The organism is Pseudomonas sp. Pseusp3, from assembly GCF_047304225.1.
Classification (GTDB): Bacteria; Pseudomonadota; Gammaproteobacteria; order Pseudomonadales; family Pseudomonadaceae; genus Aquipseudomonas; species Aquipseudomonas fluorescens_CD.
Genome location: NZ_JBGLYV010000141.1, coordinates 1 through 11,677 on the forward strand (window position 1 = coordinate 1; position 11,677 = coordinate 11,677).

At 61.5% G+C, this 11,677-nt stretch carries 11 protein-coding genes; 3 read left to right on the forward strand and 8 right to left on the reverse strand.

The window, feature by feature from the left end:
* Window positions 1–363: 363 nt before the first annotated feature.
* Window positions 364–915, forward strand: a complete 552-nt coding sequence (gene phnN / locus ACCD00_RS28180; RefSeq protein WP_413428519.1) for a phosphonate metabolism protein/1,5-bisphosphokinase (PRPP-forming) PhnN — start codon at window positions 364–366, stop codon at window positions 913–915.
* A gap of 117 nt (window positions 916–1,032) precedes the next feature.
* Here phnN and ACCD00_RS28185 read toward each other — a convergent pair whose 3' ends face one another.
* Window positions 1,033–2,238, reverse strand: coding sequence for an MFS transporter (locus ACCD00_RS28185; RefSeq protein WP_413428520.1), 1,206 nt, complete (start codon window positions 2,236–2,238; stop codon window positions 1,033–1,035).
* A gap of 235 nt (window positions 2,239–2,473) precedes the next feature.
* Here ACCD00_RS28185 and ACCD00_RS28190 point away from each other — a divergent pair, with 235 nt between their 5' ends.
* The gene (locus tag ACCD00_RS28190) at window positions 2,474–3,103 is read left to right on the forward strand and encodes a hypothetical protein (protein WP_413428521.1); all 630 of its coding nucleotides are present in this window, start codon (window positions 2,474–2,476) and stop codon (window positions 3,101–3,103) included.
* Between the two features lie 106 nt (window positions 3,104–3,209).
* A complete protein-coding gene (locus ACCD00_RS28195) occupies window positions 3,210–3,653 on the forward strand; it encodes a hypothetical protein (protein WP_413428522.1) in 444 nt (147 codons plus the stop codon).
* Between the two features lie 129 nt (window positions 3,654–3,782).
* Here the strand turns inward: ACCD00_RS28195 and ACCD00_RS28200 are convergent, their stop codons facing one another.
* The 7 genes from ACCD00_RS28200 to hyi form a co-directional block, all read right to left on the reverse strand.
* Window positions 3,783–4,781 carry a sulfate ABC transporter substrate-binding protein gene (locus ACCD00_RS28200; RefSeq protein ID WP_413428523.1) on the reverse strand — a complete coding sequence of 333 codons (999 nt, stop codon included), beginning with the start codon at window positions 4,779–4,781 and terminating at the stop codon, window positions 3,783–3,785.
* Between the two features lie 221 nt (window positions 4,782–5,002).
* Window positions 5,003–5,827 carry an ion transporter gene (locus ACCD00_RS28205; RefSeq protein WP_413428524.1) on the reverse strand — a complete coding sequence of 275 codons (825 nt, stop codon included), beginning with the start codon at window positions 5,825–5,827 and terminating at the stop codon, window positions 5,003–5,005.
* 21 nt (window positions 5,828–5,848) lie between these two features.
* Window positions 5,849–6,763: an urea transporter gene (locus tag ACCD00_RS28210; protein WP_413428525.1), complete on the reverse strand. Its 915-nt coding sequence runs from the start codon at window positions 6,761–6,763 to the stop codon at window positions 5,849–5,851.
* Window positions 6,764–6,894: 131 nt separating this feature from the next.
* Complete coding sequence (gene pyk, locus ACCD00_RS28215) at window positions 6,895–8,310, reverse strand: pyruvate kinase (RefSeq protein WP_413428526.1); 1,416 nt, start codon at window positions 8,308–8,310, stop codon at window positions 6,895–6,897.
* Window positions 8,300–9,580, reverse strand: a complete 1,281-nt coding sequence (locus tag ACCD00_RS28220) for a glycerate kinase (RefSeq protein WP_413428527.1) — start codon at window positions 9,578–9,580, stop codon at window positions 8,300–8,302. Before ACCD00_RS28220 ends, pyk begins: the two co-directional genes overlap by 11 nt.
* Before the next feature lie 157 nt (window positions 9,581–9,737).
* Window positions 9,738–10,631, reverse strand: coding sequence for a 2-hydroxy-3-oxopropionate reductase (locus tag ACCD00_RS28225; protein WP_057715850.1), 894 nt, complete (start codon window positions 10,629–10,631; stop codon window positions 9,738–9,740).
* Between the two features lie 145 nt (window positions 10,632–10,776).
* On the reverse strand, window positions 10,777–11,559 hold the full coding sequence (gene hyi, locus ACCD00_RS28230) for a hydroxypyruvate isomerase (protein WP_413428528.1): 783 nt from the start codon (window positions 11,557–11,559) through the stop codon (window positions 10,777–10,779).
* Between the last annotated feature and the right edge of the window lie 118 nt (window positions 11,560–11,677).

The following is an 11,677-nucleotide window of genomic DNA, read 5'->3' on the forward strand; positions in this document are numbered from 1 at the left end:
AGGACCGGAGCGAGGGAATGCCGAGCCTTGGCGAGGCACCGAACGTCAGGGGCAAGAGCCCTTGGTTACTTGGGGCTCTTCCAAGTAACCCGCTGTAAAAGCGGAACCGTTAGTGGCCGTTACCTAAATAACGGATATGTACACCGGTAAAAAAAACACGTCGCCCAACACCCCTGACGCGAGATTGACCTGCGCTGCGAGGACACCCTCAGCTTATACCGTGATCAAGTGGAGAACCCGCTGGTGCAACCGGTGTCGGTGATGGATCATACGCCGGGCCTGCGGGCTGATCTGATGCAAGAGCAATCAGGACAGTCTGCCGTGGGTACGGCAAGCAGGGCGACAAATGAAGAGGTTGGTTTGATGGCGGGCAGGTTGATCTATCTCATCGGGCCTTCAGGTTCGGGCAAGGACAGCCTGCTGGATGCTGCGCGAACACGGTTGGCCGAACGCGGCTGCCGCGTCGTACGGCGGGTCATCACGCGTTCGGCGGAAGCCGTGGGCGAAGCGGCGCTGGGCGTCAGTGAACAGCAGTTCGCCGATATGGAGGCCCAGGGCGCATTTGCCCTTAGCTGGCACGCCAACGGGTTGTCCTATGGCATCCCGCGGGAAATCGACGATTGGCTGGCCGCCGGGCAGGACGTACTGATCAATGGCTCTCGGGGGCATTTGCAGAACACGCGCCTGCGCTATCCGAACGCGTTGGTGCTGTTGTTGACTGTGGATCAAGCGGTACTGCGCCAGCGTTTGCTGGAACGCGGGCGGGAATCGCCGATCGAGATCGATCAGCGGCTGGCACGCAATGCCCGATTCAGCGAGCAACTGCTGGCGGAGGACCCGGCTGTGCACTTGCTCGACAACTCCGGGCCGCTTGAGCAAACGGTCGAACGGTTGCTGGTCTGCATTGACGAGTAACGCGCATCCGCCTGTCAGGCCTTCCAGGTCAGGCAGTACCCAGTCCTTCCTCCTCCCTTCAAGTCCTACCATACAAGCGAGCCTGTTCCGGTCGGCGATCCGACCGGGTTTTGCGGCTTACGCAGTCGCCAGCGAAACCTTCTGCGAAACACTCAGGAACCGCAGCAAGGCCAGCAGCGGGAACGCACTGCCGACGATCACGATCCACAACCAGCCACCGTGTTCGTACACCGCGCTGGCCACCGAGGAGCCGAAGGCGCCGCCGATGAAGATGCTGGTCATGTACAGCGCATTCAGGCGGCTGCGGCTTTTGCCGTCGAGGGCGTAGACCGCACGCTGGCCGAGGACCATGTTCATCTGCACGCAGAAATCGAGCACCACGCCGGTCACGGCCAGGCCGATGACGCTGTAGGCTGGATGGATGAACGCCGGCACGAAACTCAGGCTGGCGAACAGCAGGGCCAGCAATGACGCGATGCGGGTGTGTCCGGCATCGGCCAGGCGTCCGGCGATCGGGGCGGCAATGGCGCCGATGGCTCCCACCAGTGCGAAAATCGCGATCTCGCTTTGCGACAAACCGTGATTGCGCGCCAGCTCCAGCGGCACGGCGGTCCAGAACAGGCTGAAGGTGGCAAACATGCACCCCTGGTAAAACGCACGCTGGCGCAGTACCGGCTGCTTGCGCAACAGCGTCCACAGCGAGCCCAGCAATTGGCCATAGGTAGCGCTGTGATCAGGTTCACGCTTGGGAATGGTCATCGCCAGCACGATGCTGATGGCCGCCATCAACACCGCGGCAATCACAAACATCGCCCGCCAGCCGAAGTGATCGGCCACCACACTGGACACCGGCCGGGCCAGCAGGATACCGAGCAACAAACCGCCCATGATTGCGCCAACCACACGGCCACGTGTTTCTTCCGGCGCCAGGTGCGCAGCCAGCGGAATCAGGATTTGCACCGAAACCGAACTGAACCCCACCAACAGCGAAATCAGCAAGAACACGTTCGGCTGATCGGTGAACGCCGCACCCAGCAGGCTGACAATCGCCACCAGCGTGGTGATGATCATCAACCGGCGGTTCTCCAGCAGATCCCCCAGCGGCACCAGGAAAAACAGGCCCAGCGCATAGCCGATTTGAGTCAGGGAAACGATCAGGCTGGCCATGGCATTGGTCAGGCCGATGTCCGGAGCGATCAGGCCGATGATCGGCTGGGCGTAGTAGATGTTGGCGACAATGGCGCCGCAGCAGAAGGCGAACAACAGCACCATGCCTCGGGTCATTGTCGCGGTGCCGTGGGGCACCTGGGTCGCTGGGTTCATAACGGGTCTCGCTATACGGAAAGGATTGCGCACAGGCTAATGGGCTGACTGAAACGGCGGAAGCGGGATTGGAGTGATAGCAATCATTCCATTGCGGAATGATTGACGGACGCGTGTGTCGTCCGCCGAAGTGCCTTGCGTCAGAACACCGGAGGTGAATGATACATTCACTTACATCTTGTTCGATAGCGTGCTTATGTTCTCTCTCCACGTCTTGTAACCAGAGGGCTGCTCCATGAATGCGATGTTCCGTCAGCTGATTCGCTGTGTTTCAGTCGTCACCTTGACCTGCGTCTTCAGCGCAGGCCTGGTCCAGGCCGAAGACGCGCCGGGCACGCGCGTCGGTGTGCGCGGCGAGATCACCGGCGTCAGCCCGGACGTTCTGAAAGTCCATGCCAACAGCGGCGACAACGTGGTGATCAATCTGACCAAGGACACCAAGGTCCGCGCCGTGACCCTGGCCAACATCGAAGACATCAAGCCCGGCAGCTACATTGGCTCCGCGGCTATTCCCCAGGAGGATGGCACGCTCAAGGCCCTGGAGGTCCATGTTTTTCCGCCGGAACTGGCCGGCAGTGGCGACGGTCATCGGCCGTTTGACCTGGTCAAGGGCAGCAGCATGACCAACGGCAGCGTCGGCGACCTGGTGGTGAGCAATGGCCGGGTGCTGACCGTCAACTACAAGGGCGGCCAACAGAAGATCCTGGTGCCCGAAGACGTACCCATCGTCAACCTGATGCCGGCCGATCGCAGCCTGTTGAAGGTGGGCGTGAAGATCGTGACCTTTGTGACGCAGGGCGCTGACGGCACGCTCACCGCTCAATCCATCTCGGCGGGCAAGGATGGCGTGACACCGCCGATGTAGCCGCTACTTGGCAACCGACCATCCGAAGAAAAACCCGCAAAACCCCGGTAGCTAGAATCTACAGGGGGGATCACTTCAATGTGTCCTTACAAGCGGGAGTATCACGATGAAAATCGTATCTTCGCTGGCGTTCGTCGTAGCAGTCGGTGGGCTCTGTGGATGTTCGACAGTGCCTGACAACCAGGTCACCAACGTTCCCCTGAACGGCACCTCGGCCAATGCCGGGAAAATTGGCCGACCGATCATGATGCCCAGTGGGCATGACACCGTGTTCTGGTTTGCCGTCAGTGGCGAGCCCATGGGCAGTGCGTTACCGGGCCGTCTGCTGGCTTACATCTACCCGGGCAGTTGCGCGAACCTGGGCGCGAAACCGGCCTATGACATGAATGACGGACCGAATGCACGGTTCTATTCGGCGGCGTCGCACCAGTATTTCTGGAAAAGCGCACCGGTCGCCGTCGAGACCCTTCGAGCCGGCGGCTATGCCCTGGTGGTGCGTGAAAGCCCGGCCGATGGTCACCAGGCTATTTTCTGCGGCAACCTGAGCTGAAATTACAGGTGAAAAAACTGTGGGAGCGGGCTTGCTCGCGAAGGCGGCGCAACAGTCGACATCAATGTTGAATGTGATGGCCTCTTCGCGAGCAAGCCCGCTCCCACAGGCGTTGCAGTGTTCAGATCATCACTGACCGCTGTAGATCTGGTCGAAAACCCCACCGTCATTGAAGTGGGTCTTCTGCACAGTGCGCCAGTCACCGAAGGTCTTCTCGACGGACAGGAAGTCCACTTTCGGGAAGCGGTCGGTGTACTTGGCCAGCACGGCCGGGTCACGCGGGCGCAGGTAGTTGGCGGCGGCGATTTCCTGGCCTTCCGGCGACCACAGGTACTTCAGGTATTCCTCGGCGGCGGCGCGGGTGCCTTTCTTGTCGACCGATTTGTCGACCACCGACACTGGTGGCTCGGCTTCGGCGGAAACGCTTGGGTAGATGACTTCGAACTGATCACGGCCGAACTCGCGGGCGATCATTTCCGCTTCGTTCTCGAAGGTCACCAGCACGTCGCCGATCTGGTTGGTCATGAAGGTGGTGGTGGCGGCACGACCACCGGTATCGAGTACTGGCGCTTGCTTGAACAGTTTGCCGACGAACTCCTTCGCCTTGTTCTCGTCGCCGCCGTTTTTCAGCACGTAGCCCCAGGCCGAGAGATAGGTGTAGCGACCGTTACCGGAGGTCTTCGGATTCGGCACGACGACCTGAACGCCGTCCTTGAGCAGGTCCGGCCAGTCCTTCAGGGCTTTCGGATTGCCTTTGCGTACGATGAACACGGTGGCCGAGGTGAATGGTGCGCTGTTGTTCGGCAGGCGCGTGACCCAGTTGTCCGGGACCAGTTTGCCGTTGTCGGCCAGGGCGTTGATGTCGGTGGCCATGTTCATGGTGATCACGTCAGCCGGCAAACCGTCGATGACCGAACGTGCCTGTTTGCTGGAGCCGCCGAAGGACATTTGCAGGGTGATGTTTTCGTTGTGCTCGGCTTGCCAGTGTTTCTGGAAGGCAGTGTTGTAGTCCTTGTAGAAATCTCGCATCACGTCATAGGAGACGTTCAGCAGGGTCGGTGCAGCCTGGGCGATGTTGCCCAGGGCCAGGCCAGCGGCGAGAAGTGAGGCGCCAAAGAGTTTTTTCACTGCGCATTCCTTGTTCTTTGTGTAGGAGCCGCCGCACCAACACTGTAGGAGCGAGCCTGCTCGCGATGGACGCTAACGGTGACGCGGGCTGTCTGAGTGCCCGCGTTGTCCTGGCGTTTTTCGCGAGAGAGCTCGCTCCTGCAAGTGGTGCGGTCGATACGATTTTGCCAGCGACTATAACCGGGCTCGTATAGTCCTTTAAAGATTAAAAAGCTCTTTGCTTATTCCCGTTTCTTGAATAGCGCATTGCCGCAACGGGAGCAGAACGACGCTTCCTGTTCGTGGCTGTTTTTCGCACACACCGGGCAGTCGTGCTGCAACTGGCCGCCACGCATGGCCGTGGCCAGTTCGGCGGTGAAGATCCCGGTGGGCACGGCAATGATCGAGTAACCGGTGATCATCACCATCGACGAGATGACCTGACCCAGAGCGGTCTTGGGCACGATGTCGCCGTAACCGACGGTGGTGAGGGTGACGATCGCCCAGTAAATGCCCTTGGGAATGCTGGTGAAGCCATGTTGCGGGCCTTCGACCACGTACATCAGGGTGCCGAACACCGTCACCAGGGTGCAGACGCTGAGCAGGAACACGAGGATTTTCTGCTTGCTGCCGCGCAGGGCATCGAGCAGGTAATGGGCTTGCTTGAGGTAGGGGCCGAGTTTGAGTACGCGGAAGATCCGCAGCATCCGGATCACCCGGATGATCAGCAGGTACTGGGCATCGCTGTAGTACAGCGCGAGGACGCCGGGCACGATGGCCAGCAGGTCCACCAGGCCATAGAAACTGAAGGCATAGCGCAGGGGCTTGGGCGAGCAGTACAGGCGCAGGATGTACTCGCCGAGGAAGATCACCGTGAAGCCCCACTCGATGAACGCCAGCAGGCTGGCGTAGTTCTGGTGGACGTCATCGATGCTGTCCAGAATCACCACCACCAGGCTGGCGAAGATGATCAGCAGCAGGGCGGTGTCGAAGCGTCGCCCGGCGACGGTGTCGGTCTGGAAAATAATCACGTACAGGCGATTACGCCACGTGTCGTTGCTGATCATGCACATCGCCTTGGCCGCAAATCAGCGCAGCCTAGGTTGATTCTCCCCGTTAGCGCAAGGCGCGCTTTCGACGGTGGCTTTGCCGAGCATTTGCAACACGCTGCGAATCAGCCAGCAGGCAAGAATGAACGGCGCGGTCAGCGTCGGCAGGCCGATGGCGGCAAAGACCGGCGTCAGCGCCAGCGCCAGGCCAATGCCAACCAGCGGCAGCCACGGCTGGCGACGCTGCGAGCTGAAGGCGAGGGCGGCGAGTACGGCGTTATAGCCACCGAGACCGAGCAATGCACTGTAGAAGTCGTGGTGCAGCAGGCTCCAGCCCATGCCCGCGACAGATGCCAACAACGCCCAGCCGAATGCGCGGCGATCGGCGATCAGCAAACCGGCGGCAATCATCGCACCGGCCAGCGGATGGCCGAGGAACATCACCTGGCCGAGGCCTTTGAGGGGGGCGGCGAGCATGTTCAGCGTGCTGACTTCGATCAAGTGCGCTTGTGTCGAGGGCGTGGCGAAGCACAGCAGCACCCAGCTCAGCACCACGAATGGCGCGGTATAGGCTGGCAGGTATTGGCTGACCCGGACGCGCTTGAGCCACTGCTGGGTGATCATCGCGCTCAGGCCTCCAGCGGCCAGAATCAGCAGCGGCATCATCGCCGACCAGGGGAAATACAGGCTCAGCAACAGACCGAGCAGAACACCGTTGTAGCTGAACAGCCCGGCCTGACGATCAGCCTTCGCATAGTTGCGACGTTGCGCGGTGAGCAGCCCGGCGACACCGCCGAGCAAAGCGCCGCCGAGCAAGGCGGGCGCCGTGAACAGAATGGCCAGCAGGCACAGCAGGCCGCACAGCGGATTGCGCTGGAGAAAGATCTGGCTGAAGCCGTTGAGCAACGCTTCGGCCCAGTCGGGGCAGTGGGTGTTGAAATGGTTGGCAGGCATGATGAAGTCTGTGGTGTTTCCGGTGAATCGTGTCGCCTGCTTCGCGAGCAAGCCCGCTCCCACATTGGTTCTGTGAACGACACAAAACCAATGTGGGAGCGGGCTTGCTCGCGAAGAGGCCAGTTCAGGCGCTAAATCAATGTCTCAATGCGCAAAGAGTTAGTCGATCCCGGCTGCCCAAAGGGCACACCGGCGGTGATCAATAACGTGTCGCCACGCTGCGCCATGCCCTGGGCCTGGGCAATCTCCAGTGCCGTCGAGCAGACTTCATCGACCTGACGCAGGCGGTCGTTGACCACCGAGTGCACACCCCACGCCACGCTCAGGCGACGGGCGGTTTGCAGGTTCGGTGTCAGGTTGAGGATCGGCACCGTCGGCCGCTCCCGCGCCGCGCGCAGGCTCGACGCGCCGGACTCGCTATAGTTCACCAGCACCGCCACCGGCAGCACGTTGCTGATGCGACGAATGGCGCAGCTGATCGCGTCGGAAACTGTCGCCTCGGCTTTCGGCCGGCTGACGTCGAGTTGAGTCTGATAGTCCGGACCATTTTCCACCTGGCGAATGATCTTGCTCATCATCTGCACGGCTTCGAGCGGGTATTCGCCGGACGCGGTTTCCGCCGACAGCATCACCGCATCGGCTCCTTCGGCCACGGCGTTGGCCACATCGGTGACTTCGGCGCGAGTAGGTGCCGGGGAGAAGCGCATCGACTCCAGCATCTGGGTCGCCACCACCACCGGTTTGCCGAGCTGGCGGCAGGTGCTGATGATGTTCTTCTGAATCTGCGGCACGCTTTCGGCCGGCACTTCCACACCCAGGTCACCACGGGCGACCATGATCGCATCGCTCAATTCGGCGATCTCGCGCAGTTGCTCGACGGCCGAGGGCTTCTCGATCTTGGCCATCAGGAAGGCCTTGTCGCCGATCAGTGTGCGGGCCTCGCGGATGTCATCGGGACGTTGTACGAACGACAGCGCCACCCAATCCACGCCCAGCTCCAGACCGAAGGTCAAGTCGCGGCGATCCTTGGCGGTCAGCGGGCTCAGGTCGAGCACCGCTTGCGGCACGTTCACGCCTTTGCGGTCCGACAGTTCGCCGCCATTGAGCACGGTGGTGTCGATGGCGTCGGCGTACTTGGTCACTACCCGCAGACGCAACTTGCCGTCGTCCAGCAGCAGGTCCATGCCTGGCTCCAGCGCGGCGATGATTTCCGGGTGTGGCAGGTTGACCCGGAGCTCATCGCCTGGCGTGGCATCGAGGTCCAGGCGCAAGGCCTGGCCGCGTACCAGTTGCACCTTGCCTTCGGCGAACTTGCCGACCCGCAGTTTCGGGCCTTGCAGGTCCATCAGAATGCCCAACGGATAATTCAGCTGCCGCTCGACTTCACGAATCCACTGAAAACGCTGGGCGTGGTCGGCGTGATCGCCATGGCTGAAGTTCAGGCGGAAGATGTTGACCCCGGCCAGCACCAGCGCACGGATGTCGTCGATACCGTCGATGGCAGGTCCCAGGGTGGCGAGGATTTTGACCTTTTTGTCAGGCGTCATGTTTAGTGCTCTCAAGGATCAGGATGGCGCGGAAGTCGTTGACGTTGGTACGGGTCGGCTCGGTGACGATCAGGGCGTCGAGTGCCGCGAAGTAGCCGTAGCCATTGTTGTTGTCCAACTCGTCGCTGGCGCTCAACCCCATAGCCGCGGCGCGGGCGTAGCTGTCCGGGGTCATGATCGCGCCAGCGTTGTCTTCCGATCCGTCGATGCCGTCGGTGTCACCGGCCAGCGCATAGACGCCGGGCAGGCCCTTGAGGCTATCGGTCAGGCTCAGCAGGAACTCGGCGTTGCGCCCGCCACGGCCATTGCCGCGCACGGTGACGGTGGTCTCACCGCCCGAGAGAATCACGCAGGGCGCCGCCAGCGGCTGACCGTGCAGGACGATCTGCCGCGCGATGCCGGCGTGGACTTTCGCCACCTCGCGGGATTCGCCTTCGAGGTCGCCGAGGATCAGCGGACTGAACCCGGCCTGACGGCATTTCACCGCCGCCGCTTCAAGGGATTGTTGCGGGCGGGCGATCAACTGGAAATGACTGCGCGCAAGGCTCGGGTCACCGGGTTTGACGGTTTCCGATTCGGGGCTTTGCAGCCAGGTGCGCACCGAGGCCGGAACCTCGATGGCGTAACGTTTGAGGATCGCCAGCGCTTCGGCCGACGTGCTCGGGTCGGCCACGGTAGGGCCGGAGGCGATGACCGTGGCGAGGTCGCCCGGCACATCGGAAATCGCATAGGTGTAGACCGTGGCAGGCCAGCAGGCTTTGCCCAGGCGGCCGCCTTTGATCGCCGAGAGGTGCTTGCGCACGCAGTTCATCTCGCCGATGGTGGCGCCGGACTTGAGCAGGGCTTTGTTGATCGACTGCTTGTCGGCCAGGGTGATGCCTTCGGCCGGCAGTGCCAGCAGGGCAGAGCCGCCACCGGAGAGCAGGAAGATCACTCGGTCGTTTTCGTTGAGATCGCTGACCAGTTCCAGCACACGCTTGGCCACGGCCAGGCCGGCAGCGTCCGGTACCGGATGCGCGGCTTCGACCACTTCGATTTTTTCGCAAGAGGCGCCGTGACCGTAACGGGTCACCACCAGGCCGGACACTTCACCCTGCCAGCAGCGCTCGACCACCTGGGCCATGGCGGCTGCGGCTTTGCCAGCACCAATGACGATCACGCGACCGCTACGGTCGGCAGGCAAATGGGCTTCGAGGACTTGTTGCGGATGCGCCGCGTCGATGGCTGTGGCAAACAGCTCGCGCAGCAATTGTTGCGGATCGACCGACATGGCGGGCTCCCGGAATTCTTGTTATTGGGTTTGTCGCGGACCCTGTGGGAGCGGGCTTGCTCGCGAAAGCGGTGGTTCAGTCAGTATCCATGTCGACTGACACTCCCTCTTTGCGAGCAAGCCCGCTCCCACAGGTTTGATGCAGGGTGGGACAGGCTTACTTCTTGTCGCGAATCGAGAAGTTCGCCATGTGTTCCAGGCCCTTGATCAGCGCCGAGTGGTCCCAGTTGCTGCCACCAATGGCCGCGCAGGTGCTGAACACTTGCTGGGTGTTGGCGGTGTTCGGCAGGTTGATGTTCAGCTCCTTGGCGCCTTGCAGGGCCAGGTTCAGGTCCTTCTGGTGCAGGCTGATGCGGAAGCCTGGATCGAAGGTGCCCTTGATCATGCGCTCGCCGTGCACTTCGAGGATCTTCGAGGAAGCGAAACCACCCATCAGTGCTTCACGCACCTTGGCTGGATCGGCACCGTTTTTCGAAGCGAACAGCAGGGCTTCAGCCACGGCCTGGATGTTCAGGGCCACGATGATCTGGTTGGCCACTTTGGCGGTTTGACCGTCGCCATTGCCACCGACCAGGGTGATGTTCTTGCCCATGGCCTGGAACAGCGGCAGGGCGCGTTCGAAAGCGTCGGCATCGCCGCCGACCATGATGCTCAGGGTCGCAGCCTTGGCGCCGACTTCACCGCCGGAGACCGGGGCGTCGAGGTATTGCGCGCCTTTTTCGTTGATCTTTGCAGCGAAAGCTTTGGTGGCGGTCGGCGAGATCGAGCTCATGTCGATCACCACTTTGCCTTTGCCAACACCAGCGGCAACGCCGTCGGCGCGGAACAGCACGTCATCGACCTGCGGGGTGTCCGGCACCATGACGATGATGAATTCGGCTTCCTGGGCCACTTCTTTCGGGTTCGCCAGAGCGACGGCGCCAGCGGCGACCAGGTCGGCAGGGGCAGGGTCGTGGTGGGCCGACAGGAACAGGCTGTGACCGGCTTTCTGCAGGTTCAACGCCATTGGGTGGCCCATGATGCCGGTGCCGATAAATCCGATTTTAGCCATGAGAAAATCCTCTTGTTTTTGAGCTGCTGCTTATCTGTAGGAGCGAGCATGCTCGCGATGGACGTTAACGATAATGCGGGCCGTCTGATGCCCCGCGTTGTCTGGGCCTACATCGCGAGCATGCTCGCTCCTACAGGGGGCTGCGTTAGATTGCGTTATGGGTTTTCAGCCAGCCCAGACCGGCTTCAGTGGTGGTCAGCGGCTTGTATTCGCAACCGACCCAGCCCTGATAACCGATGCGGTCCAGGTGTTCGAACAGGAAGCGGTAGTTGATTTCACCGGTACCTGGTTCGTTGCGCCCCGGGTTGTCCGCGAGCTGCACATGGTTGATCTCGCCCAGATGCGATTGCAGGGTGCGGGCCAGATCGCCTTCCATGATTTGCATGTGATAGATGTCGTATTGCAGGAACAGGTTGGCGCTGCCGACCTGCTCGCGAACCGACAGGGCTTGCGCCGTGTTGTTCAGGTAGAAGCCTGGAATGTCACGGGTGTTGATCGCTTCCATCACCAGTTTGATACCCGCCGCCTGCAGCTTGTCAGCGGCGTATTTCAGGTTGGCGACGAAGGTTTTCTCCACGGTGGCATCGTCGACGCCTTGTGGACGAATACCGGCCAGGCAGTTGACCTGGGTGTTGCCCAGCACTTTTGCGTAAGCGATGGCCAGGTCGACACCGGCACGGAACTCTTCAACCCGATCCGGCAGGCACGCGATACCGCGTTCGCCCTTGGCCCAGTCACCGGCCGGCAGATTGAACAGCACTTGGGTCAGACCGTTGGCGTCGAGCTGGGCCTTGATCTCGGCGGAGCTGAAGTCGTACGGGAACAGGTATTCGACACCACTGAAGCCGGCTTTGGCGGCCGCTTCGAAACGGGCAAGAAAGTCCTGTTCGGTGAACAGCATGGACAGGTTGGCTGCGAAACGCGGCATGGTGGTCTCCTGTAAATGTCTGAGGGCCCCCCATGTGGGGGCCCAAGCGCGGGACCCCCGGGGGGGGGGATAAAAGGGGCAACAAAATAAAGGAGGGTGGGGGGTGCCGCCCAACCCC

Excerpts from the sequence above, each read along its gene's own strand:
- phnN (WP_413428519.1), top strand. The coding sequence starts at position 364 with ATGGCGGGCAGGTTGATCTATCTCATCGGGCCTTCAGGTTCGGGCAAG.
- ACCD00_RS28185 (WP_413428520.1), bottom strand. The coding sequence starts at position 2,238 with ATGAACCCAGCGACCCAGGTGCCCCACGGCACCGCGACAATGACCCGA.
- ACCD00_RS28190 (WP_413428521.1), top strand. The coding sequence starts at position 2,474 with ATGAATGCGATGTTCCGTCAGCTGATTCGCTGTGTTTCAGTCGTCACC.
- ACCD00_RS28195 (WP_413428522.1), top strand. The coding sequence starts at position 3,210 with ATGAAAATCGTATCTTCGCTGGCGTTCGTCGTAGCAGTCGGTGGGCTC.
- ACCD00_RS28205 (WP_413428524.1), bottom strand. The coding sequence starts at position 5,827 with ATGATCAGCAACGACACGTGGCGTAATCGCCTGTACGTGATTATTTTC.
- ACCD00_RS28210 (WP_413428525.1), bottom strand. The coding sequence starts at position 6,763 with ATGCCTGCCAACCATTTCAACACCCACTGCCCCGACTGGGCCGAAGCG.
- pyk (WP_413428526.1), bottom strand. The coding sequence starts at position 8,310 with ATGACGCCTGACAAAAAGGTCAAAATCCTCGCCACCCTGGGACCTGCC.
- ACCD00_RS28220 (WP_413428527.1), bottom strand. The coding sequence starts at position 9,580 with ATGTCGGTCGATCCGCAACAATTGCTGCGCGAGCTGTTTGCCACAGCC.
- ACCD00_RS28225 (WP_057715850.1), bottom strand. The coding sequence starts at position 10,631 with ATGGCTAAAATCGGATTTATCGGCACCGGCATCATGGGCCACCCAATG.
- hyi (WP_413428528.1), bottom strand. The coding sequence starts at position 11,559 with ATGCCGCGTTTCGCAGCCAACCTGTCCATGCTGTTCACCGAACAGGAC.